Source organism: Gordonia tangerina, from assembly GCF_021556435.1.
Lineage (GTDB): Bacteria > Actinomycetota > Actinomycetes > Mycobacteriales > Mycobacteriaceae > Gordonia > Gordonia tangerina.
This window is the reverse complement of record NZ_JAKGCU010000017.1, coordinates 84,129-107,031: the sequence shown is the minus strand read 5'-3', so window position 1 is coordinate 107,031 and position 22,903 is coordinate 84,129. Positions and strand designations below refer to the sequence as shown.

Sequence of the window (22,903 nt, the reverse complement as noted above, 5' to 3'; positions counted from 1 at the left end):
CACGCCGAACCCACCACCTCAGATTCAGGAGCGAACCGTGACCGGAATTCTCGACGGCAAGACCGTCCTCATCACCGGCATCATCACCGATGCCTCGATCGCCTTCCACGCTGCCGCGATGGCTCAGGAGCAGGGTGCGAAGGTCATCATCACCGGTATTCCCGAGCGGTTGCGGTTGATCGACCGGATCGCCAAGCGCCTGCCGCAGGAGGTGCCGCCGGCCATCGGCCTCGACATCACCAGCGAGGACGACCTGGCCGCGCTCGCCGACCGCATCGGTGAACATGCCCCCGAAGGTGTGGACGGCGTGATGCACTCCATCGCGTTCGCTCCCCGCACGCTGATGGGGCCGGATGCCAAGCCGTTCCTGGAGGGTCCGGGACCTGACGCCGCCAAGGCATTCGAGATCTCCGCGTGGAGCTACGCCTCGCTGGCCCGCGCCGTGCTACCGGTGATGAACGAGGGTGGCTCCATCGTCGGTATGGACTTCGATCCACGCACCGCCCTGCCGTATTACAACTGGATGGGCGTGGCCAAGGCCGCACTGGAATCGGTGAACCGCTATGTTGCCCGGGAAGTGGGCACCGCCAAGCGGATCCGATCGAATCTCGTTGCGGCCGGGCCGATCAAGACGTTGGCGGCTAAGGCCATCGCGGGCACTGCCACCGACGATGCGAAACAGCTCAACATGCTCAACACCTACTGGGACGGTGCCTCGCCGATCGGCTGGGACGTCGAGGATCCGACCGTGGTCGCGAAGTCCGTGTGCGCGCTGCTGTCGGACTGGCTACCGGCCACCACTGGCTCGATCGTCTACGTCGACGGCGGCGCCAGCCACAACACCTGGTTCCCGGAGAACTTTTCGGCACAGTGAGCGATTCCGGAGAGGCTTTCGACGCCGTCCTGTTCCTCAGTTTCGGGGGACCGAACGGACCCGAGGACGTGATGCCGTTCCTGGAGAACGTCACCCGGGGCCGGGGCGTGCCGCCCGAACGTCTCGAGGCGGTGGCCGAACACTACCTGCACTTCGGTGGGGTGTCGCCGATCAATCGGCTCAATCTCGAGATGATCGACGCCCTGCGCGCGGTGTTTACCGCACGCGGCATTGGCCTGCCCGTGTACTTCGGCAATCGCAATTGGCATCCGTTGGCCGAGGACACCGTCGAGAAGATCTATCGCGACGGTCATCGCCGGGTGCTGGTCTTCCCCACGTCGGCATGGGCCGGGTACTCCGGGTGCCGTCAGTATCACGAGGACATCGCGCGTGCGCTCGCCGCCCTCGGGCAGCGCGTGCCCGCGAGTATCGACGACGACCCGATCCTGCTGCGCAAGATCCCGCAATACTGGGATGCCGAGGCGATGATCGCGGCCGCTGCAGACGCGATCGGACGAGCACGTGGAGAGCTGCCGGCCGTCGACGTCGCACCGCGACTGGTGTTCACAGCGCACTCGATTCCGTTGTCCGCGGACCGCGCGGCCGGCCCGGCCGCGGACGGGGGAGGGCTGTACTCGCGTCAGGTCGCGGCCGCCGCACGCGCGGTGGCCACCCGAGCCGGCTACCGTGAATTCGATCAGGTATGGCAGTCGCGTTCGGGGCCACCGCAGGTACCCTGGCTCGAACCGGATATCTGCGACCACCTGGAAAGTCTCCGGGCCCAAGGTGTTCGGCAGGTTGTCGTGCAGCCGGTGGGTTTCGTCTCGGATCACCTGGAGGTGGTCTGGGATCTCGACAACGAGGCTGCCGAGAAGGCGCGGGAGATGGGCTTGGATTACGTCCGTGCCGACACTGTCGGCACCGACCCGCGCTTCATCGAGATGATCGCCGATCTGGTGGCCGACTACGCCGACGGCGGTGGGGATTTGACGGCGCTGGGGTGTGCCGACAACGGCCGAACATGCCGCTCCGAGTGCTGCGTGCCGGTGTCACGACCGTCCGCCGCGCCTGGCGCAGTGGAGCCTACTTCGGCCGGCGATACTCGGCGATCACCTGATTGACCGCCGTCGCACGGGCGGACCGCGCCAGCGCACCGAGTCGGCGTAGGCGGGCGTCGGCGAGTTCGACGTGTCCCGCGGTCATCCCGAATGTCGGTGCCTGCGCGCCGGCGAGGGTGACGATTGCCTCCACACGCGCCGCCGAGTCGATCACCCTACCGGCCCGCGCGTCGTCGTGGGGTGGCAGCGTGATCTGGTGGCGCGCAGTGAGCATGGCCAAAGCCGAGCGCAGTGCGGACGGATTCATCCGGATTCCGCTGCTGCCCAGCGTGCCCACGATGTCGGCGGTCTCCCGGACAGCCTCTCGCAGGTCGTATTCGATCTGGCCCAACGAGTCCGACGCGGCGGCGGCCACCGGGCGGTCGTACCGGTGCGCCGACCATCGACACGTCTCGCCGACCAAGGTCGGTACCAGACCAAGGGTGGTGCCGTCGGATTGTTCCTCCACCAACAGAATCTCCCCGGCGATCAGCGCCGCGGCGGTGGCCGGACCCGGCGGCAGGCCTTGCGGATCACCGGCCGTCGGCAGCCGCACCGACAGTCCCTGGCCGCCACGGAGCAGGGCGAGGAGTCCGAGACGGGCGTGTTCGTCGGGCCCGTTGGTGTCGGCGGTGCGGACGACATCGTGCCGGTCGGCGAACTCGCTGAGGGTGTCGGTCACGTCGTCGGGCGCGCAGCGACCCGCCAACCACGCCGCGGCCCACGTTCCCAGCGCACAGCCGGGCCACGCGGGTGGTCCGGAGGTGATGAGGTCAGTACTGGTCATGGCTTCTCCACGATAGGTGAGTCACTGGATGGCAGCCGACTCGGCGTGCCCGCGCCGAATCGGCGGCGCGGGGTTCTACGGTGGCTCATCGTGAGCGAAGACCGATACGGACGTGATGTGCTGGCGAACCCGCGCCGCGCCAAACCTCGTGCACCGGAGGTCGCCGCCGAGCGCGATCTGGTCGTCGAGGACGCGGCGACCGGATTCTGTGGTGCTGTCGTCGGCCTGGAGAAGAGTTACTCCGGTGATCTCGTGCGGTTGGAGGACCGCCATGGCATCACCCGGGTGTTCCTCATGCATCCCGCCGCATTCCTGATCGACGGTCGGCCGGTGACCCTGGTGCGCCCGCGTACCCGGGGACCGCAGGTCTCGTCTACCACCGCGTCGGGGTCACGGTCGGCGCCACGCACCCGGGCCAGGACGGCACGGGCCAGTCGGATATTCGTCGAGGGGGTGCACGACGCGACGCTGCTCGAGCGGGTCTGGGGCGACGACCTGCGCGCCGAGGGTGTCGTCGTGGAGAGTCTCGACGGTCTCGACAATCTCGCCGGAGTGCTCGCCGAGTTCGGGCCGGCACCGCATCGCCGTGCGGGCGTGCTCGTCGATCACCTGGTCGCGGGATCCAAGGAGATGCGGTTGACCGGTGCCGTCGGCGAGCACGTGTTGGTGTGTGGGCATCCGTTCATCGACGTGTGGGAGGCGGTGAAGCCGGCGTCGGTCCGCATCGAAGCCTGGCCGCAGATCCCGCGCGGAATCGACTGGAAGACAGGCATCTGCAGCCAGTTGAGGTGGGGTACTCCGCAGGACGGGTGGCGTCGGGTACTGGCCGGTGTCAACGACTATCGCGACCTGGAGGTCGAACTTCTGCGCTCAGTCGAAGAGCTCATCGACTTCGTCACCGCCGCCGACGGGGATCAGTGACCGCTGCCCGATTCGGGCGAAACGCGCCGCCTGTGGTCTCTGGCACACTGGAGACATGACCGCACTGCTGTGGTTGGTGGCCGCGATGCTCCTCGTGATCGCCGAGATGTTCGTCGGCGATCTGGTCCTGCTCATGCTCGGTGGGGGTGCATTGGCGACGGCGGGTGTGAGCTTCGCGCTGGACACACCGATCTGGGTGGACGGTGTCGTGTTCGCGGTCACCTCGGTGCTGTTGCTCGGCGTGGTTCGCCCGGTTGCCCGGCGGCACATGCTCAATCGGCCCTCGGTGCTCACCAACACCGAAGCCCTCGAGGGGCGGCACGCGGTTGTCACCGAACGGGTGGACGAACACGACGGCCGGGTCAAGATCGGCGGTGACGTGTGGTCGGCGCGGACCCTCGATCCCGGTGAGGTCATCGAACCGGGTATCGAGGTCACCGTGGTGCAGATCGACGGTGCAACCGCGGTCGTATGGAAAGGCTGACCGGATGGAAGGGTTGACGTAGCTCATGGAGTACATCGGACTGATCGTGGTCGCCGTGCTGGTACTGCTCGTGGTGGTGGTGCTCGCGAAGTCGGTGGCCCTCATCCCGCAGGCCGAGGCCGCGGTCATCGAACGACTCGGTCGCTACACCCGTACCGTCTCGGGTCAGCTGACCCTGCTGCTGCCCTTCATCGACCGCATCCGCGCCCGAGTGGACATCCGCGAACGCGTCGTGTCGTTTCCCCCGCAACCGGTGATCACCGAGGACAACCTCACGCTGTCCATCGACACCGTCGTCTACTTCCAGGTGACCAATCCGCGGTCGGCGGTCTACGAGATCGACGACTACATCGCAGGTGTGGAGCAATTGACCATCACCACGCTGCGCAATGTCGTCGGCGGTATGACGCTCGAGGAAACCCTCACCTCCCGCGACTCCATCAACGGCCAACTGCGCGGTGTGCTCGACGAGGCCACCGGACGCTGGGGATTGCGTGTGGCCCGTGTCGAGTTGAAGAGCATCATGCCGCCGCCGTCGATCCAGGAATCGATGGAGAAGCAGATGAAGGCCGACCGGGAGAAGCGCGCGACCATTCTCTCGGCGGAGGGACAGCGTGAGTCGGCCATCAAGACCGCCGAGGGCAACAAGCAGAGTCAGATCCTCGCGGCCGAGGGCGCCAAGCAAGCCGCGATCCTCGGCGCCGAAGCCGATCGGCAGTCGACGATCTTGCGCGCGCAGGGCGAACGAGCCGCGTCGTACCTCAAGGCGCAGGGTGAGGCCAAGGCGATCGAGAAGACTTTTGCGGCGGTCAAGGCCGCCAAACCCACGCCCGAATTGTTGGCCTACCAGTACCTGCAGCAGTTGCCCGAGATGGCGAAGGGCGAGGGCAGCAAGGTGTGGGTGGTGCCGTCGGACTTCGGCTCGGCGCTCCAGGGCTTCGCCAAATCGTTCGGAGCACAAGGCGACGACGGTGTGTTCCGCTACGAGCCGACTGCCGACGAGCCGTCGGCGATCGACGAATCCGAGACCGAAGACTGGTTCTCGCTCGCGTCGGATCCGAAGGTGGCCCAGGCGGTCGCCGAAGCAGAGGCAGTGGCACGCAAACCGGTGGCGCCCGAGGTCACCGCACGGGCCACCCGTGCTCTGTCCTTCGAAGCCGAGCGGCAGCGGGGCGCGAGTCCGGCAGAGGATCTGTCCGACGCCGGTGATGAGAGCCCCACCAGCCGCTGAGAACGTGGCTTTACATTGCTCCCCGTGGAGCGTGTCCTCACATTGCTCCCTGAGGAACGAGGCGCCAGCCGAGTGTCACGAAGGGGCCGACACCGGCAGCCGCGCATCGAGGATCAGTCCGGTGATGCCGACCGCGAAGAAACACGCGCTGAGCACGAGCAGCAACGGATTGCGTTGCCCGGCCATCGCATCGCCGAGCAGAACCACCGCAACGGTCCCGGGAGCCATGCCGACGACGGTGGCCAACAGGTAGGGAATTGCGCGGACCGACGACAACGCCGAACAATAGTTGGCCACGGAGAACGGGCAGGCGGCGATCAGGCGCAGTGACCCCACGGCCAACCAGCCCCGCCTGCGTAGCCGGTATTCCACCGAGCGCACCACCGGCTTGGTCAGATAGGGCCGTACCCGCTCGCGGCCGATTCTGCGCACCAACCAGAACGACACCATCGCCGACACGGTCGAGGCGATCATCGCGCCGGTGATCCCGACGACCGGGCCGAACAAGATCCCCGACATGACGGTGAACGGGGACCGGGGGATCGGAAAGACGGTGATGGCGGCGTAGGCGCCGAAGAAGGCCCAGACGAAGGCGGGGCCGAGACCTTCGCCCCAGGTCCGGACTGCGGCGATCGACGGGATCGGGATCAGGTAGGAACCCACCAGCACCAGCGCTACCACTGCGGTCAGGGTGAGCGCGGGGCGCACCACCCGCCGATCGATGCGGCGACGCGTCGTCGAGCCGGACGCCGCGTCGTCGGACGGGCGCCGGTGGGCGGCGGTGGCAGGCTCGGATGGCACCGCAACACTCTAGCTGCGCAGGGGCAGTGTGCCTTGTCACAACAGCCCACCCGTGTGGGCCGAGCGAGCGTTCGGCTAAAGTCGGGTACGCGCTCGACCCGAGCATCACGGAGGTGCCAAGCCCCATGTCGCAGACCACTGCGTCGACATCCGACCGGCCCGACCGGTCGCTCGATGAGGTCTATCAGTCCTGGTCACAGGCTGCAGCCGCGGTCGTGGCGAAGTCTCGACGGACGACCGTCGAGGAGTTGCCCGCCACGGCCGAGGAGCTTCTGTCGACCGAAACCATCGACGGATTGCGTATCCGTCCGCTCTATACGCGCAAGGACGAGACCGCTGAGTCCGGCCTGCCGGGTGGGTTTCCGTTCGTCCGCGGTGCGGACCCCGACCGCGACGTGACCCTCGGATGGCGCGTCACCGAGCGGTTCGGTGATGACGACACCCCGCCGGGTGAAGTGAATCGGCAGATACTCGAAGCTCTGGAGAACGGCACCAGCGGTCTCTGGCTGCGTATCGGTGGTGCGCTGACCGTCACCGATCTCGATGCCGTGCTCGACGGGGTCTACCTCGACCTCATTCCGGTGACCGTGGACGCCGGAGCCGACGGCATCGCCGCTGCCCGCGCGCTCCTCGAGCAGCAACAACGAGCCTCGGCCGCACCCGAGGCGCCGACGCCCACCGTCGCCACCATCACTTCATTCGGTTTCTCCCCGCTCACCGCAGCATTCTCCGGCCGACCCGATGCGGACGTCGATGAAGCCACCGCCATCGCTGCCGAAGCGATCGCGGGCGTCCGTACCTTCCGGGTGGACGGCACCGATTTCGCGACCGCGGGCGCCGACCACGGATTGGAACTCGCACTGATCGTCGCCGCTGCGGTCACCCACCTGCGTGACCTGACCGCAGCGGGGATGTCGGCGGCGGACGCCCTGAATCAGATCACCTTCGCCGTGTCAGCGGGTGACGACCAGTTCGCCACCATTGCCAAGTTCCGTGCCCTGCGCAGGATCTGGTCGCGCGTTGCCGAGGTCGTCGGTGCCCCCGATGCCGGCGCGGCCGCGACCCACGCCGTCACGGATCTGTCGATGCAGACTCAGCGTGATCCGTGGGTGAACATGCTGCGCACCACGATCGCGGCCTTCGGAGCCGGAATCGGTGGCGCAGACCAGGTCACCGTCCTCGGCTTCGACGCCGCGATTCCGGCCGAACACCGCACGTCCAGTGCCACCTTCTCGCGCCGGATCGCTCGCAACACCCAACTGTTGCTGCTGGAGGAGTCCAACATCGGCCGCGTGCTCGATCCGGCCGGCGGCTCCTGGTTCGTCGAGACCCTCACCGACGAGATGGCCGCCAATGCATGGACGGTATTCGGTGAGATCGAGGCCGCCGGCGGCTACCGTCGGGTTCTCGAGTCAGGGTGGATCGGCGATCGCGTCGGCGCCTCCTTGGCGCGCCGTGACGAGTCGGTCGCCCACCGCACCATCGCGGTGACCGGCGTCAACGAGTTCCCGAACCTCGACGAGAAACCACTGGGTGCGCCGACCGCGGACACCGCAGACCTACCGCTGGGCACGCCACGGCTCGCACGGGTCGGACGGGTCTTCGAGGAGTTGCGGGATCGATCCGACGGCGTCCTGGCCGCTACCGGTGCGCGTCCGTCGGTGCTGATGCTGCCCCTCGGGTCGGTGGCCGAACACAATGCGCGGACGACCTTCGTCGCCAATCTGCTGGCAGCCGGCGGGATCTCGGCGATCAATCCGGGACCCGTCAGCGCGGACGAAATCGGCGAACTGGTCCGCGAGCACCAGGCCTCGATCGCGGTGCTGTGCGCGAGCAAGCAACGCTACGCCGACGACGGCGCGGCCGCTCTGGCCGCTGCGCGGGCAACCGACCTGTCCTCGGTCCTGATGGCCGGGCCGGAGAAGGAGTGGCCGGATGATCAACGGCCAGACGGGTCACTGCGCATCGGTATCGATGCCGTCGCCACCCTCCGCGGACTTCTCGATCAGCTGACCAACGCATCGGCGGGAGCGACATCATGACCCAGACCGAACCAACCCGCGCCGCCGAGGATTTCGGTGCCGTACCGAGTTTCGCCGGGGTCGACCTCAACTCGACCACCCCCGGTGGCGATCTGTCGCGGGGACCCGCCTTGGAGCGTCTGGCGCAGGCGCAGGGTCAGTCCGTCGACGAGATCACCTGGAGCACTCCGGAACAGATCGATGTCGCACCGATCTACACCCGGTCCGATCGCGATTCGGTGACCGCCGACGACGAGCATCCCTACCCGTTGGACTCTGTCCCAGGTGAGGCGCCGTTCATCCGCGGCCCGTACCCGACGATGTACGTCAACCAGCCGTGGACCATCCGCCAGTACGCCGGGTTCTCCACCGCCGCGGAGTCCAACGCGTTTTACCGCCGCAACCTGGCGGCCGGCCAGAAGGGCCTGTCGGTGGCCTTCGACCTGGCCACCCACCGCGGCTACGACTCGGATCATCCTCGGGTCGCCGGCGACGTGGGCATGGCCGGCGTGGCCATCGACTCGATCCTCGACATGCGTCAACTCTTCGACGGCATCGACCTGGGTTCGGTCTCGGTGTCGATGACGATGAACGGTGCGGTGTTGCCGATCCTCGCGCTGTATGTCGTTGCAGCAGAGGAACAGGGGGTGCCGCCGGAGAAGCTCGCCGGGACCATTCAGAACGACATCCTCAAAGAGTTCATGGTCCGCAACACCTATATCTATCCGCCGAAGCCGTCGATGCGGATCATCTCGAACATCTTCGAGTACACCAGCCAGAAGATGCCGAAGTTCAACTCGATCTCCATCTCCGGCTACCACATCCAGGAGGCAGGTGCGACCGCCGATCTGGAGTTGGCGTACACCCTCGCCGACGGTGTCGAGTACATCCGCGCCGGACTGGAAGCCGGGCTCGACATCGACAAGTTCGCGCCGCGGCTGTCGTTCTTCTGGGGTATCGGCATGAACTTCTTCATGGAGGTCGCCAAACTGCGTGCCGCGCGACTGCTGTGGAGCGAGCTGGTCGCCGAGTTCTCTCCGAAGAATCCGAAATCGCTGTCGCTGCGTACACATTCACAGACCTCCGGTTGGTCGCTGACCGCGCAGGACGTGTTCAACAACGTCGCGCGCACGTGCGTCGAGGCGATGGCGGCGACACAGGGGCACACCCAGTCGTTGCACACCAACGCGCTCGACGAGGCCATCGCGCTGCCCACCGACTTCTCGGCCCGCATCGCGCGCAACACCCAGTTGCTGTTGCAGCAGGAATCCGGGACCACCCGTTCGATCGACCCGTGGGCCGGCTCGAACTACGTCGAGTGGTTGACGCACCAGCTGGCGCAGAAGGCGCGCGCGCACATTCGTGAGGTCGAGGAGACCGGCGGGATGACGCAGGCCATCAACGAGGGGCTGCCGAAGTTGCGCATCGAGGAGGCGGCTGCCCGCACCCAGGCTCGTATCGACTCCGGACGTCAGCCGCTCGTCGGCGTAAACAAATACCAGGTCGCCGACGACGAGGAGATCGAGGTCCTCAAGGTCGAGAACTCGAAGGTGCGTGCCGAACAGCTGGAGAAGCTGCAGCGGCTGCGTGCCGAGCGTGACGAGACCGCTGTGCAGGCCGCCCTGGCCGATCTCACCCGCGCGGCGGCGTCCGACGAGGGTGGGCTGGAGAACAACTTGATGGCCCTGGCCATCGAGGCCGCTCGCCACCAGGCGACCGTCGGTGAGATCTCCGAGGCGATGGAAAAGGTCTATGGTCGCCATCAGGCAGAGATCAAGACCATCAGCGGGGTGTATCGACATGAGGCGGGCGAGGTGAAGAGCGTCGACGCGGCGACCGAGGTCGTCCGGCAGTTCGCCGACGCCGAGGGACGTCGGCCTCGTGTGCTGGTCGCCAAGATGGGACAGGATGGTCACGATCGCGGTCAGAAGGTGATCGCCACCGCGTTCGCCGACCTCGGCTTCGACGTCGACGTGGGCCCGCTGTTCGCCACCCCCGAGGAGGTTGCCGCGCAGGCGGCCGACAACGACGTGCACGTGGTGGGCGTTTCTTCTCTCGCAGCCGGTCACCTGACCCTGGTGCCGGCGCTCAAACAGGCACTCGCCGACGTCGGCCGGCCCGACATCATGATCGTGGTGGGCGGCGTCATTCCGCCCGGTGACTTCGACGAGCTCTACGCGGCAGGTGCGTCGGCGATCTTCCCGCCGGGCACTGTGATCGCCGACTCGGCGGTGGAACTGGTCACCAAGCTCGCCGCCGGTCTGGGACACGAACTGGCCGGGGTCGCCGCCGAGTGACCTCCGACCCCAACGGCGCGACGGCGGCCGCGCGACGGCGTATCGACGTCGACGCGCTCGAGAAGGGCGTGCTCGACGATCGGCGCGCCGACCTCGCGCGTGCCATCACACTCGTCGAGTCCACACGCGCCGATCATCGAGCGGCCGCTCAGGAATTGCTGTTGCGGCTGACACCACGGTCGGGCCGGTCGTTCCGGGTCGGGATCACCGGGGTGCCCGGGGTGGGCAAGTCGACGACGATCGAGGCCCTGGGCATGCATCTGATCGACCAGGGCCACAAGGTCGCGGTGCTGGCGGTCGATCCGTCGTCGACGCGGACCGGCGGATCGATCCTGGGCGACAAGACCCGAATGGGTCGACTCTCGACGAACCCGAACGCCTACATCCGCCCATCGCCCACCTCCGGCACACTGGGCGGCGTCGCGAAGGCCACACGCGAGACGATCGTGCTGGTCGAGGCCGCCGGATTCGACGTGGTGCTCGTCGAGACCGTCGGGGTGGGACAGTCGGAGGTGACGGTCGCCAACATGGTGGACACCTTCACCTTCCTCACGCTGGCGCGTACCGGGGATTCGTTGCAGGGCATCAAGAAAGGCGTGCTGGAACTCGCCGACGTCGTGGTGGTGAACAAAGCCGACGGCAAACACCTGAACGAGGCCAAGGGTGCTGCGCGAGAGTTGACGAACGCGCTGAAACTCATCTATCCGCACGACGCGCTGTGGGTTCCGCCCGTGCTGACGATGAGTGCGCTCGAGCAGACCGGCGTCGCCGAGTACTGGGACGCGGTGTGCGAACACAACCAGACCCTCTCGGACGCAGGCGAGTTCGCGGCCCGCCGAAATCAGCAGCAGATCGACTGGACCTGGGCGATGGTGAACGATTTCGTGCTGACGCGCCTGGCCGACAGCCCGCAGGTGCGCGCGATCCGGCGCGACGTCGAGCAGCAGGTGCGCACGGGCGATCTGACGCCGGCGCTGGCAGCCCAACAGATCGTCGACGCGTTCGATCAGCGTGACGAGTGACCACCGGAATGTAGCGCCCGGCCGGCGGGGGCGGTGTCAGCTGATGAGTGGCGCGAGGGTCTGGCCGAGAAGTGACACCCGCCCGGGCACGTGGCCGTTGGCCGGAGCGTTGACGGTGAAACCGTCCACGCCGGTGGCCAGCAACTCGGCGTAGCGGGCGCCGACCTCATCCGGATCGCCGACGACGGCGGATCCGCGGCGCACCTCGGCAGCCGGATTGCGGGCCAGATATGCCTCGTACTCCGCGACGGCCTCGTCGTGGGTGGGTGCGATGCATGCCGAGGTCTGGAGGCTGACGCTGATCTCCGACCGGTCGCGGCCGAGGCGTGCACAGTGCCCGGCCAACGCCTCGAGTTTGCGACCGATGTCCTCTACGGCGCAGATCAGGTTCGACTCGTCGGCGTACTGGGCGACCAACCGCAACGTCTTACGCTCACCGCCGCCGCCGATCATGACCGGGATCTTTGACAGCGGTGCAGGCACATTGACGGCCTCGTGCGCGCGATACCACTTGCCGTCGAGACTCGGCCGAGCGCCGTCGAACATGCCCAGCACGATCTGCAAGGACTCCTCGAGCTTCTCGAACCGATCGGAGAAGCTGCCGAACTCGAAACCGAGGGAATCATGTTCGAGTTCGAACCAGCCGGCACCGATGCCGAGCTGGCCGCGGCCACCCGACACGATGTCCAGTGCGGTGACCGTCTTTGCGAGCAAGGCGGGATTACGGTAGGTGTTCCCGGTCACCAGCGACGACAGACGAACCGTCGAGGTGTGCTGAGCGAGCGCCGACAGCAACGTGTAGCACTCGAACATCGGCTCGTCGGGTTCGCCCAGGATGGGCAACTGGTAGAAGTGGTCCATCACCAGAACGGTGTCGAAGCCCGAGTTCTCGGCGTCGACCGCCTGGGCGACGACAGTGCCGAACAGCTGGTCGGGCGCAACGCCGGGATAGGTGAAATTGGGGATCTGATAGCCGAGTCTGGTCACACCTCGACGCTACGCCCGCACCCGACCTCAGTGCACCGGATCGATGCCCCCTCCGGTCACGATGCCCGGATTGCCTGATTGGGCAACCGATTTGGCGAAACCGCCGATCGTCTCGATCAGGTCGTCGAGCACGGCCTCGACGTCGGTCGACGTGGCGATACGGGCATTGGGCTCACCGGTCATGGAGCGTTCGTCGGCGACGGTCATTCCCCGGGTGAGCCTTCCGACCAACTCGACGTCGACCCGCGCCGGTACCGTCTCCACGATGTCGGGAGCCAGCGCCACCATCACCGCGAACGGGTCGTGCAGGTGGGCGAGGTAGCCCTCGTCGTGGGCGTGGTGGAACTCGAGATAGAAGCGCAGGGCGTCGACCAGGTGACGGATCACCTCATTGTCGGCAACGGATCGCAATCCTGGTTCGTCGGTGGGATCGGGACATTCCACCGGCTCGCTGCCGGCCGCCGCGGCCAGTCGGACGAGATGATCGGGGGTGAGCGCCACCGACTCCGTCAGATCCAGAGGGCACACGATCGGGGCGCCGACACCCTCCGAACCACACGCCGCGAACACCTCGGCGGCCGCCTCCGGGTCGACCGCGATGTTCCATTCCGATGTCGGCGTCGTGTTGCCGTGCACGTGGAACGCGCCGCCCATGATCACCAACCGGGCGAGGCGGCCAGGCAGCGCCGGGTCACGACGGATCGCGGTCGCCAACGACGTCAGCGGTCCGGTCACCACGCCGATAAGCTCTCCCGGGTGTGTCGCCGCAGCCTCGATCCACGCATCGGCGGCATCGGTGGTACTCGGGCCGGCGGTGGCCACCGGGAGTTCGGCGTAGCCGACGCCCAACGGCCCGTGGGTGTCCTCGGTCGTCATGAGTTCGGCCACCAGCGGTACCGGCGAACCCACATGGACCGGCACATCGGTCCGGCCGCACAACTCGAGCCACGCGAGATTGTTGGCCGTCACCACATCGACGGGTACGTTTCCGGCGGTTGAAGCTATCCCGACCACGTCGGCGTCGCGTCGTGCCAACAGATAGAGCAGCGCCACCGAATCGTCGATGCCGGTGTCACAGTCGAGGAACATGCGGATCACGTGACCATTGTCGCCTGTGGCGAGTAGTCGTCCACCTTCGCTGGCGCGCGCCGAAGGGCCGACATCGTGAGATTCGCCTCATCTGGTCCGGTCACGACGAGATCACGGCGGTGCGCGCGTCGTCGGTGGTGGACATGCGGCGTGTCATCCGTACGGTCGGTGCCATGACGCCTCAACTCATCGCTTTCGAATGGACGGAGACTAATCGCGAGTGGCTGATCGAGAACCCGATCCGGATCGTCGCGTACGTGGTGGTGGCGCTGATCGTGCGCTACCTGTTGCACCGGGTCATCGACCGGATGACGCGGCGGCCCAAGCCCGCGGCGCCGGACACCTCCGTGGAGTCGCGCAGACCGCCCCTGATCCGGCACCTGCGTGATCGGACTCCCGCCGGCGTCCGCGGAGGCGCAGCGGCCGCCGAACGCCGTGCGCAGCGTGCTCAGACCATCGGGTCGGTACTCAAGTCGACCGTGTCCATCATCCTGCTCGTGTGGGTGGTGCTGTCGATCCTCAGTGTGCTCGGCGTCAACATCGCACCGTTCATCGCATCCGCCGGGGTCGTCGGGTTGGCGATCGGCTTCGGCGCGCAGAACCTCGTCCGAGATTTCGTCTCCGGAGTGTTCATGCTGTTGGAGGATCAGTACGGCGTCGGTGACATCGTCGACCTCGGAGAGGCGATCGGCGAGGTGGAGACAGTCGGTCTGCGGATCACCACGCTGCGCGACATCGACGGCACGCTCTGGTACGTACGTAATGGCGAGATCCTGCGCGTTGGCAACATGAGTCAGGAGTATGCGGTGGCACGCATTGAGGTTCCGGTCTCGTTGTCGGCCGACATCGACCTCGCACAGCAGGTGGCGCTCGAGGCCGCCACCGCGTCTGTCACCGCGCCGGAGGTCGCCGACGACGTCCTCGGGCAGCCGGAGATGCTTGGCGTGCAGGAGGTGTCGCCGGACATGGTGACCCTGCGGATGACGCTCAAGACCAAGGCGAACTCGCAGTGGGCGCTGCAGCGGCGCATCCGCAAGGACATCCTGCGCGCCTACGAGGAACACGGCATCGAGCTGCCGTACCCGAAGGGGCGCCTCGCCGGTCTACTCGGAAACGGAAACGGCACACCGTGACATGCCCGCCCTGACGAACAGGAGAACCCCGGTCGATGACCGGGGTTCTCTTAGTGGTGTCCGAGGGGGGACTTGAACCCCCACGCCCGTTAATAGGGCACTAGCACCTCAAGCTAGCGCGTCTGCCATTCCGCCACTCGGACCTGCGTTCGCAGCGGGGACAACCTTAACCGAGGTTGCCCGTCTATCCCAAATCCCGTAGGAGTGGGGTGTGACTTCCCAGCGTGCGGGTGCCCGCGCAGTCGACGAAGTGGTCGACATCGTCAGTCAACTCATCCGATTCGACACCACCAACACCGGCGAGCCGGACACCACCAGGGGTGAGGAAGAGTGCGCCAAGTGGGTCGCGCAACAACTCGAAGAGGTCGGCTACACGACTCAGTATGTTGAGTCGGGGCGTCCGGGACGCGGCAACGTGTTCGCGCGATTGGCCGGCCCGCCGGACGCCGAGCGCGGCGCTCTTCTGATTCACGGGCATCTCGACGTGGTGCCCGCCGAGCCGTCCGACTGGAGCGTGCATCCGTTTTCCGGATCGGTTTCCGACGGCTACATCTGGGGTCGCGGCGCCGTCGACATGAAGGACATGGTCGGGATGGCCCTGGCATTGGCCCGACAGTTCAAGCGAGACGGGACGGTGCCGCCACGCGAACTCGTCTTCCTGTTCACCGCCGACGAGGAGGCCGGTGGCACGTGGGGTGCCCACTGGCTCGTCGACAACCGTCCCGATCTCTTCGAGGGCATCACCGAGGCGGTCGGTGAGGTCGGCGGCTTCTCGTTGACCGTCGACCGGCCCGACGGCGAGCAGCGCAGGCTCTACCTCGTGGAGACGGCCGAGAAGGGTCTGTCCTGGATGCGGCTGACGGCGAGCGCGAAAGCCGGCCACGGATCGTTCCTGCACGACGACAACGCGGTGACCGAGATCGCCGAGGCAGTGGCACGGATCGGCCGACACACCTTCCCGCTCGTCATGACCGAATCGGTCAGCGAGTTCCTCGCGGCGGTGGGTGAGGAGACCGGCCTCGACCTGCGGCCGGACGCCCCTGACCTGGACACCACGTTGTTCAAGATCGGCAACATCGCCCGCATCATCGGCGCAACCCTGCGGGACACTGCGAACCCGACGATGCTCAAGGCCGGCTACAAGGCGAATGTGATCCCCCAGAAGGCGGAGGCCGTTGTCGACTGTCGGGTGCTGCCCGGACGCCAGGCCGCCTTCGAGAAGGAGATCGACGAGCTGATCGGGCCCAACGTCACGCGCGAATGGGTAACTCATCTCGACTCGTACGAGACGACCTTCGACGGCCACCTCGTCGATGCCATGAACGATGCGATCCTGGCCCACGATCCCCAGGGCAGAACGGTGCCCTACATGCTCTCCGGGGGCACCGATGCGAAGGCATTCGCCAAGCTGGGTATCCGCTGCTTCGGTTTCGCCCCACTGCAACTTCCGCCCGAACTCGACTTCGCCGCGCTGTTTCACGGCGTCGACGAGCGGGTACCGGTCGATGCGGTCGTTTTCGGAACCAGAGTCTTCGAACACTTCTTGATGCACAGTTGACCAGGCGCGTCCCGCGCTCACGTGAGAAAGGTGATCCATGTCGTCCAACCCGTACGATTCCCTTCCGAATCTCCCCGGTTTCACACTGACGTCGCAGAGCTTCACCGACGGCCAACCCTTGCCGAACAAGCAGGTCAGTGGCCTGATGGGGGCCGGTGGCGAAGACTTGTCGCCGCAGCTGAGTTGGTCTGGGTTTCCTTCCGGCACCAAGAGTTTCGCCGTCACTGTGTACGATCCCGACGCACCTACAGCCTCCGGGTTCTGGCACTGGGCGGTCGCCGACATCCCGGTCTCGGTGACCTCGCTGGACGAGGGTGCCGGCGATGAGGACGCAAGCGGATTGCCGCAGGGTGCTGTCACCTTGGCCAACGACGCGGCGATGAAGCGTTTCGTCGGTGCTGCACCGCCTCCCGGTCACGGACCGCACCGCTATTACGTGGTCGTGCACGCGGTCGACGTCGAGTCGCTGGGACTTCCCGAGGCCGCCACACCCGCCTATCTCGGGTTCAACCTGTTCTCGCACGCGATCGCCCGGGCCACGCTGGTCGGTACCTACGAACAGCCCTCGGAAAACGTCTGACACCCCGTCGTTTTCGTAGTACGGACCGGCGTCTTCTGTCCGGTCCGTACTACAAGATCGGGGTCAGGAGTTGCTGGCGTCGCTGCCGACCGCGTCGGCCAAGGATGCGAAGCCACCGGCGCGTACACGTCGGGCGATCCCCTCGTGGATCTCTTTGGCCCACAACGGTCCGCCATAGATGAATCCGGTGTAACCCTGCAGCAGGCTCGCGCCCGCGCAGATACGCTCCCATGCCTGATCGGCGGTCTCGATGCCACCCACACTGATCAGCACGACCTCGGTGCCCGTGCGCGCGTACAGACGACGCAGGACAGCCAGGGAACGGTCGGCCAGCGGCGCCCCGGACAACCCGCCGGCGCCCAGCGCGGCGACCTCGTCGGCCGGCGAGGTCAGCCCGCCGCGGGAGATCGTGGTGTTGGTGGCCACGATCCCCGACAGCCCGAGTTCAACGGCCAGATCGGCTACCTGATCGATGTCCTCGTCGGCGAGGTCGGGGGCGATCTTGACCAGCACCGGCACCGTGACCTCCTCGAGGACGGCCTGCAGGATCGGTCGCAGCGAATCGACGGCCTGCAGGTCACGCAGTCCCGGCGTGTTGGGAGAGCTCACGTTGACCACCACGAAGTCGGCCAGTGGTCCCAAAGCGCGAGCGCTGAAGCGGTAATCGTCGACGGCGTCCGCAACCGGGACGACCTTGGTCTTGCCGATGTTGGCCCCGATTGGCACGGCGATCGGACCCGGCCGCGGGCCGGCCAGGTGTGCGGCCGCAACCGTGGCGCCAGGGTTGTTGAAGCCCATTCGGTTGATCAGCGCGCGGTCGGCAGGTAGACGAAACAATCGGGGCGTCGGGTTTCCGGGCTGAGGTCGACCGGTGATGGTGCCGATCTCGGCATAGCCGAATCCCAGTTGGCCCCAGGCGTTCACCGCTGATGCCGACTTGTCGAAGCCGGCCGCGAGACCGAGCGGGGCGGGGAAGTCGACGCCGAAAACGCGCTGACGCAGAACCGGATCGTGCGTGGCGAACACCTTGGCCGTGAGGTCGCGGAGTCCCGGAGTGCGCCCGGTGATCCCGATGATGCGGGCCGCGATCGTGTGGATGCGCTCCGGTGACAGCAGGAACATCGCCCGCAGCACCACCGGATACAGGACGCGGTTGACCCGGCTCAGCATGCGGTTGCGTCCGAGTCGGGGTAACCGGGGACGCCAACCGTTCGCTGTCGGCCGTTTGGCTCGCCGTCACCGCGCGCCCGCGGGGGTTTGCGCCGCCGCAGGAGCACCTTACGAGTCCCGTCGGAGTATCGGCGAACGCGTTTGAGTTCCCACCCCCCGAACTCGGCCTCGATCGACAAGCGCATCGATGCGGTCACCCGGGTCACATCCGGCGGCAGGGTGAGCAACACGCATTCGTGCTCGTCGGTGGACACCTCCCAACCCTGGGGGTGGCGCGAACCGAACCTGGCCTCACGCGACATCGTCACTCACCGTTTCCGATGATCTGGAGACCACCTCGCTGCGAAAGCACGTAGACGGTGCCAGTGGCGTCGTCGACGGCGATGGTGTCCGGTTGGGCGACCGCCTGGAGCCGTCGCATCTCTGCGGGCTCCCCACCGGACAGGTCATAGGCCACCACCTCGTTGTTCGCCGTCGTCGACACCCACATCAGGTTGCGTTCGTCGTCGTAGTCTACGGCGTAGGGCCCGCCCGGGACCGGATAGCGGAATCGCATGACCAGCGGGGATCCGAAGAACCCGATGATCTCACCGTCGCGGGTGTTGGCCACCAGCACCCGACCGAAGTGATCGACAGTCGAGTTGGTCGCACCGTTGCCGGCGCGCAGGGCAGGCCCGAGATCGCCGTCGGTGAGGTTGATGGGGGTCACCGACGATTGTGCGCGGTCGAGGACGACGACCTGTTCGCTGGACAGGTCGGCGCTGTCCGGGGCCACCGTGATGTCGTCGACCCGCACGAATCCGTCGATCTCGCGCACCGGCGACAGGTCGGTGTCGAGTACCAACACACGCCCGTCGGCGGTGCCGACCAGCACGTCGCCGTTCGCGGTGCGGGCCAGCGCGGTCGGGTCGTTCGTGTCGACCTCGGTGGTCGTGACCGTGCCGTCGCCGGCCACTTCGACGACGACCCCGGGACCCACCCCGAGAAAGGCGCCGTCGCCGGAGCCGATGAGCCTGGCCAGAGCCGGGGTCTGGACAGGCTGCGGGGCCGCGGTGGGGTCGTTCGCCCGCAAGCGCAGCACTGTGGTGCCCGCGGGGTCGAGGACTGCGACGAGGTCACCGGACAGGGCGAGACCGCGACTTCCGACCGGGGTGGCCACCACGGTGCCGGCGGGGGAGGCCGCCGCGCCGGCCGGGGCGGGCGACGCGCTCGCCGGTGTGACAGTGGGCACATCGGGTGTCGACGAGTCGTCGCCGGAACCACACCCGGTCAGTAATACGGTCGCCGCGATCACGCACAGCGCTCCGAGACGCAGGCGAGACCGCTGCACCTGCGGAGATGGTCTGGGCACGGTCGTGGATCTCGGCAGACGCATGCCACCATCTTGCGGGAGGCCCGCTCGGACCGATGATCGGGGTCGGCGACCAGACCGCGCCGGATCCGCCGGTGATGCCAGGGTTCGGGTCGTGCGGCGGCACGGTGTGGGCCACGGTTTCCCGTAGCATCTGCGGCCGTGAGCGACACCATGACCTGGGCCCAGGCGATCGTGCTCGGCGCGCTGCAGGGCGTCACCGAGTTCTTGCCGATCTCGTCGTCGGGACACCTACGGATCGCCTCCGAGTTGATGTTCGGTGACGACGCCGGGGCATCGTTCACCGCGGTCAGCCAGTTGGGCACCGAGGCCGCGGTTCTTGTGTACTTCGCGCGCGACATCATCCGCATCGTGGCGGCCTGGTTCCGTGGGCTCACCGATCGCGCCGAGCGCGGACTGGATTACCGGATCGGGTGGTACGTGATCTTCGCGACGATCCCCATCGGTGTGCTCGGCTTCCTGTTGAAGGACCAGATCCGCACCGTGGGCCGAAACCTGTGGCTCGTCGCCACGGTGTTGATCGTGTTCGCCGGCGTGATCTGGCTCGCCGAGCGCTACGGCACCAAGCAGCGTTCCATGCAGCAACTCACCCTGCGAGACGGCCTGGTGATGGGTCTGGCCCAGTGTCTCGCGCTGATCCCGGGTGTGTCGCGCTCGGGCGCCACCGCGAGCGCCGGTCTGTTCCTCGGCCTGGAACGCGAGGCTGCTTTCCGCTTTTCGTTCTTGCTCGCCATCCCAGCGGTCACCGCGTCCGGACTGTTCAGCCTGCCGGACGCCTTCGACCCCAGCGGCGAAGGTATGGAAGCGACCGGTCCACAACTGCTTGTCGCGACACTGGTCGCGTTCGTGATCGGCTACGCATCGATCGCCTGGCTGCTGCGGTTTGTCAGCTCGCACTCGATGAACTGGTTCGGCGCCTATCGGGTGATCCTCGGACTCACCGTGATGGGTCTGCTGTCGGCGGGCGTGATCAGCGCGACCTGAGGCACGACCGATACCGGTCGCCGGTGACGCCTATGGTTGAGACATGACCGTGATTCTGGTGCGACACGGACGTTCGACCGCCAACACTTCGGGGGTGCTCGCCGGCCGGACGCCCGGGGTGGGTCTCGACGACAAGGGCCGCGACCAAGCACAGGCTCTGGTCGATCGTCTCGGCGTCTGTATCGGCGAGATCGCGGCCGTCGCCCGGTCGCCGCTGGAGCGCTGTGCGCAAACTGTGGCTCCGCTGCTCGCGACCTTGCAGACCGAACTCGGGCGTGACGTCCCCGAGGTGGTGGTTCCCGATCTCGCCGAGATCGACTACGGGGCGTGGACCAACCGGCCGCTCAAGGACCTCGTCACCGAACCCCTCTGGAAGACCGTGCAGCAGCAACCGTCGGCGGCGGTCTTCCCCGACGGCGAGGGCCTCGCGGCGGTGCAGTCGCGTGCTGTCGCCGCCATCCGTGACCTCGACCGTCGCTACGGTGGAGACGACGGCAGCGGTGTGTGGATCGCATGCTCGCACGGAGACGTGATCAAGTCGATCATCGCCGACGCCATGGGGACACATCTCGATGCATTCCAGCGCGTCGTCGTCGAACCCGCATCGATCAGCGTCATCCGTTACGGCTCCACCCGGCCCTATGTGCACACGGTCAACTCCACCGCCGTACTGTCGGTGCCCGCCCCACCGAAACGACCCGTGGACTCACCGGAGCATCACACGGGGGAGGCTGCGGCGGCCGAAGACGCGGTGGTGGGTGGCGCCACCGGCGTCGACGGCCACCACCGCGACGCCCACGCTGACGAGACCTCGCTGGCGCGCGGATAATGGACCAGACAGTCAAGGAGGTGTGATGTCACGCGCGATTCACGTGTTCCGCAGTCCGGATCGATTCGTCGCCGGCACCGTCGGTCAGCCGGGGGACCGGACGTTCTACCTCCAGGCCGTACACGAGAGCCGGATCATCAGTGTGTTGCTGGAGAAGCAACAGGTCGCGATCCTGGCGGACCGTATCGGTGCGTTGCTCGAGGAGATCCACCGACGATTCGGGACACCGGTGCCGCCGGAGATCGAGCGCGTCGGTGACCTGAGCCCGCTGGTGATGCCGGTCGACGCCGAGTTCCGGGTGGGCACCATGGGACTCGGATGGGATGCCGAGTCCGAAGCCGTCGTGGTGGAGTTGCTCGCGATCACCGAGGGCGAATTCGACGAGAGTGTCGTTCTGGACGACACCGATGAGGGGCCCGACGCGGTCCGTGTGTTCCTGACCACCGACGCAGCCCGGGAGTTCGCTGCTCGGTCCTCGAGGGTCATTTCGGCGGGGCGTCAGCCGTGCCCACTCTGTCATGAGCCACTGGATCCGGACGGGCATCTCTGTGTGCGCACCAACGGATACAAGCGAGGTGCGGAGCTGTCCAAGTCGCTGGACTTCGTCGACCCCGACGTGTTCCGGAACCTGGCGATGCAGGATGACACGGACTACCTGGAGACCGATCCGGACGACGAGGCCGACCCCGGCTCGGACAACCAGGACTGATGTGACCGTCGGCGAACCGACAGATGCGGGCGGTGGCCAGGCGGAGGCGCGCTCGACTTCAACGCCGCGCGGCGATGCGCCCACCATCCCCACTGCAGACCCGTTGCGCGACGGCGAGCTGGTCATTCTGGGACGCATCCCCACCGCGAGCAATGCAACCCTGGTGTGCGATGCCGTCCTCGACGGCGCCGAGGTGCGCTGTGTCTACAAGCCGGAACGTGGCGAGGTGCCGTTGTGGGATTTTCCGGACGGCACGCTCGCCGGCCGGGAGGTGGCGTCCTTCTTGATCTCCGACGCGCTCGGCTGGCAGGTCATCCCGACCACCGTGTATCGCGACGGCCCGCTGGGCCGGGGGATGGTGCAGCGCTGGGTGCTCACCGCAGACAACTCCGATCCCGGCACCCGACACGATCCGGCGCAGGAGTTGCCCACTCCCAAGGTCGACCTCGTGGATCTGTGCCCGGCCGATACGGTGCCGGTCGGATATCGGCCGATCGTGCGGGCGCTGGACGGGATGGGCGAACCGGTGGTGCTGGTGCACGCCGACGACCCACGATTGCAGCGGATGGCGGTCCTCGACGTCATCCTCAACAACGCCGACCGCAAGGGCGGGCACGTTCTGGAGGGACTCGACGGCGGTGTGTACGGGGTGGACCACGGGATCTGTCTGCATTCCGACGACAAACTGCGCACGGTCCTGTGGGGATGGGCCGGCGAGACCATTCCCGGGCACCTGGTCGCCGACCTCGCCGGCCTCGCCGATCACCTGGCCACGTCTGATCACCCGGTGACCACAGAGCTGGGTGAACACATCACCGAGATCGAGATCATCGCGCTGGCCGAGCGAGTGACAGAGCTCGCGACCCGCGGCACGATGCCGCACCCACCGGGACACCGACCCATTCCCTGGCCGCCGTTCTGAACGGTCCTGTTCACCTGGCTGATCAGGCCGGGCTC

22 protein-coding genes and 1 tRNA gene are annotated in these 22,903 nt (G+C 67.0%); 15 read left to right on the top strand and 8 right to left on the bottom strand.

The window, feature by feature from the left end; all coding sequences use genetic code 11:
* Nucleotides 1–37: 37 nt before the first annotated feature.
* Both inhA and L1892_RS17265 read left to right on the top strand, forming a co-directional pair.
* On the top strand, nucleotides 38–874 hold the full coding sequence (gene inhA, locus L1892_RS17270) for an NADH-dependent enoyl-ACP reductase InhA (protein ID WP_235724870.1): 837 nt from the start codon (nucleotides 38–40) through the stop codon (nucleotides 872–874).
* Nucleotides 871–1,995, top strand: a complete 1,125-nt coding sequence (locus L1892_RS17265; protein WP_235724869.1) for a ferrochelatase — start codon at nucleotides 871–873, stop codon at nucleotides 1,993–1,995. The genes inhA and L1892_RS17265 overlap by 4 nt, the downstream gene beginning before the upstream one ends.
* Here the strand turns inward: L1892_RS17265 and L1892_RS17260 are convergent.
* Nucleotides 1,958–2,758 carry an Rv1486c family protein gene (locus L1892_RS17260; RefSeq protein WP_235724868.1) on the bottom strand — a complete coding sequence of 267 codons (801 nt, stop codon included), beginning with the start codon at nucleotides 2,756–2,758 and terminating at the stop codon, nucleotides 1,958–1,960. The genes L1892_RS17265 and L1892_RS17260 overlap by 38 nt on opposite strands.
* A 90-nt stretch (nucleotides 2,759–2,848) precedes the next feature.
* Here L1892_RS17260 and L1892_RS17255 point away from each other — a divergent pair, with 90 nt between their 5' ends.
* The 3 genes from L1892_RS17255 to L1892_RS17245 are packed head-to-tail and all read left to right on the top strand — an operon-like array spanning nucleotide 2,849 to nucleotide 5,394.
* Nucleotides 2,849–3,679 (top strand): DUF3097 domain-containing protein, encoded by an 831-nt coding sequence (locus L1892_RS17255; RefSeq protein WP_235724867.1) that lies wholly within the window; start codon nucleotides 2,849–2,851, stop codon nucleotides 3,677–3,679.
* Between the two features lie 55 nt (nucleotides 3,680–3,734).
* Nucleotides 3,735–4,163, top strand: coding sequence for an NfeD family protein (locus tag L1892_RS17250; RefSeq protein WP_235724866.1), 429 nt, complete (start codon nucleotides 3,735–3,737; stop codon nucleotides 4,161–4,163).
* 25 nt (nucleotides 4,164–4,188) lie between these two features.
* Entirely contained in the window at nucleotides 4,189–5,394 is a 1,206-nt protein-coding gene (locus L1892_RS17245) for an SPFH domain-containing protein (RefSeq protein WP_235724865.1), read from the top strand.
* 75 nt (nucleotides 5,395–5,469) lie between these two features.
* Here the strand turns inward: L1892_RS17245 and L1892_RS17240 are convergent, their stop codons facing one another.
* Nucleotides 5,470–6,195, bottom strand: coding sequence for a TVP38/TMEM64 family protein (locus L1892_RS17240; protein WP_235724863.1), 726 nt, complete (start codon nucleotides 6,193–6,195; stop codon nucleotides 5,470–5,472).
* Nucleotides 6,196–6,320: 125 nt separating this feature from the next.
* Between L1892_RS17240 and L1892_RS17235 the strand changes: the two genes are divergently transcribed.
* Genes L1892_RS17235 through meaB form a run of 3 tightly spaced genes read left to right on the top strand, consistent with a single transcriptional unit; the run spans nucleotide 6,321 to nucleotide 11,535 of the window.
* Nucleotides 6,321–8,237, top strand: a complete 1,917-nt coding sequence (locus L1892_RS17235; RefSeq protein WP_235724862.1) for a methylmalonyl-CoA mutase family protein — start codon at nucleotides 6,321–6,323, stop codon at nucleotides 8,235–8,237.
* Nucleotides 8,234–10,513, top strand: coding sequence for a methylmalonyl-CoA mutase (gene scpA, locus L1892_RS17230; protein ID WP_235724860.1), 2,280 nt, complete (start codon nucleotides 8,234–8,236; stop codon nucleotides 10,511–10,513). Before L1892_RS17235 ends, scpA begins: the two co-directional genes overlap by 4 nt.
* Nucleotides 10,510–11,535, top strand: a complete 1,026-nt coding sequence (gene meaB, locus L1892_RS17225; RefSeq protein WP_235724858.1) for a methylmalonyl Co-A mutase-associated GTPase MeaB — start codon at nucleotides 10,510–10,512, stop codon at nucleotides 11,533–11,535. The genes scpA and meaB overlap by 4 nt, the downstream gene beginning before the upstream one ends.
* Before the next feature lie 36 nt (nucleotides 11,536–11,571).
* On the opposite strand, the gene L1892_RS17220 is transcribed toward meaB, so the two are convergent.
* Together L1892_RS17220 and L1892_RS17215 are read right to left on the bottom strand one after the other, a co-directional pair.
* Nucleotides 11,572–12,522: an LLM class F420-dependent oxidoreductase gene (locus tag L1892_RS17220; protein ID WP_235724857.1), complete on the bottom strand. Its 951-nt coding sequence runs from the start codon at nucleotides 12,520–12,522 to the stop codon at nucleotides 11,572–11,574.
* Nucleotides 12,523–12,549: 27 nt separating this feature from the next.
* Nucleotides 12,550–13,611 (bottom strand): nucleoside hydrolase, encoded by a 1,062-nt coding sequence (locus tag L1892_RS17215; protein WP_268900424.1) that lies wholly within the window; start codon nucleotides 13,609–13,611, stop codon nucleotides 12,550–12,552.
* Between the two features lie 173 nt (nucleotides 13,612–13,784).
* Here L1892_RS17215 and L1892_RS17210 point away from each other — a divergent pair, with 173 nt between their 5' ends.
* On the top strand, nucleotides 13,785–14,744 hold the full coding sequence (locus L1892_RS17210) for a mechanosensitive ion channel family protein (RefSeq protein WP_235724855.1): 960 nt from the start codon (nucleotides 13,785–13,787) through the stop codon (nucleotides 14,742–14,744).
* Nucleotides 14,745–14,798: 54 nt separating this feature from the next.
* Here L1892_RS17210 and L1892_RS17205 read toward each other — a convergent pair.
* Nucleotides 14,799–14,887 (bottom strand) — tRNA-Leu (locus L1892_RS17205).
* A gap of 68 nt (nucleotides 14,888–14,955) precedes the next feature.
* On the opposite strand from L1892_RS17205, the gene L1892_RS17200 reads away from it, so the two are divergent.
* A complete protein-coding gene (locus L1892_RS17200) occupies nucleotides 14,956–16,302 on the top strand; it encodes a M20/M25/M40 family metallo-hydrolase (protein ID WP_235724853.1) in 1,347 nt (448 codons plus the stop codon).
* Nucleotides 16,303–16,339: 37 nt separating this feature from the next.
* Nucleotides 16,340–16,882, top strand: a complete 543-nt coding sequence (locus tag L1892_RS17195) for a YbhB/YbcL family Raf kinase inhibitor-like protein (RefSeq protein WP_235724852.1) — start codon at nucleotides 16,340–16,342, stop codon at nucleotides 16,880–16,882.
* 63 nt (nucleotides 16,883–16,945) lie between these two features.
* Here the strand turns inward: L1892_RS17195 and L1892_RS17190 are convergent, their stop codons facing one another.
* The 3 genes from L1892_RS17190 to L1892_RS17180 are packed head-to-tail and all read right to left on the bottom strand — an operon-like array spanning nucleotide 16,946 to nucleotide 19,427.
* Nucleotides 16,946–18,052: a quinone-dependent dihydroorotate dehydrogenase gene (locus L1892_RS17190; protein ID WP_235724851.1), complete on the bottom strand. Its 1,107-nt coding sequence runs from the start codon at nucleotides 18,050–18,052 to the stop codon at nucleotides 16,946–16,948.
* The gene (locus L1892_RS17185) at nucleotides 18,046–18,354 is read right to left on the bottom strand and encodes a DUF5703 family protein (protein WP_235724850.1); all 309 of its coding nucleotides are present in this window, start codon (nucleotides 18,352–18,354) and stop codon (nucleotides 18,046–18,048) included. Before L1892_RS17185 ends, L1892_RS17190 begins: the two co-directional genes overlap by 7 nt.
* A 2-nt stretch (nucleotides 18,355–18,356) precedes the next feature.
* A complete protein-coding gene (locus L1892_RS17180) occupies nucleotides 18,357–19,427 on the bottom strand; it encodes a YncE family protein (protein WP_372475158.1) in 1,071 nt (356 codons plus the stop codon).
* Nucleotides 19,428–19,565: 138 nt separating this feature from the next.
* On the opposite strand from L1892_RS17180, the gene L1892_RS17175 reads away from it, so the two are divergent.
* Genes L1892_RS17175 through L1892_RS17160 form a run of 4 tightly spaced genes read left to right on the top strand, consistent with a single transcriptional unit; the run spans nucleotide 19,566 to nucleotide 22,868 of the window.
* On the top strand, nucleotides 19,566–20,408 hold the full coding sequence (locus L1892_RS17175; RefSeq protein ID WP_235724847.1) for an undecaprenyl-diphosphate phosphatase: 843 nt from the start codon (nucleotides 19,566–19,568) through the stop codon (nucleotides 20,406–20,408).
* 43 nt (nucleotides 20,409–20,451) lie between these two features.
* The gene (locus tag L1892_RS17170) at nucleotides 20,452–21,237 is read left to right on the top strand and encodes an Rv2135c family putative phosphatase (protein ID WP_235724846.1); all 786 of its coding nucleotides are present in this window, start codon (nucleotides 20,452–20,454) and stop codon (nucleotides 21,235–21,237) included.
* Nucleotides 21,238–21,262: 25 nt separating this feature from the next.
* The gene (locus L1892_RS17165; RefSeq protein ID WP_235724845.1) at nucleotides 21,263–21,946 is read left to right on the top strand and encodes an Rv2134c family protein; all 684 of its coding nucleotides are present in this window, start codon (nucleotides 21,263–21,265) and stop codon (nucleotides 21,944–21,946) included.
* Between the two features lies 1 nt (nucleotide 21,947).
* A complete protein-coding gene (locus L1892_RS17160; protein ID WP_372475157.1) occupies nucleotides 21,948–22,868 on the top strand; it encodes an Rv2133c family protein in 921 nt (306 codons plus the stop codon).
* Nucleotides 22,869–22,903: the final 35 nt, after the last annotated feature.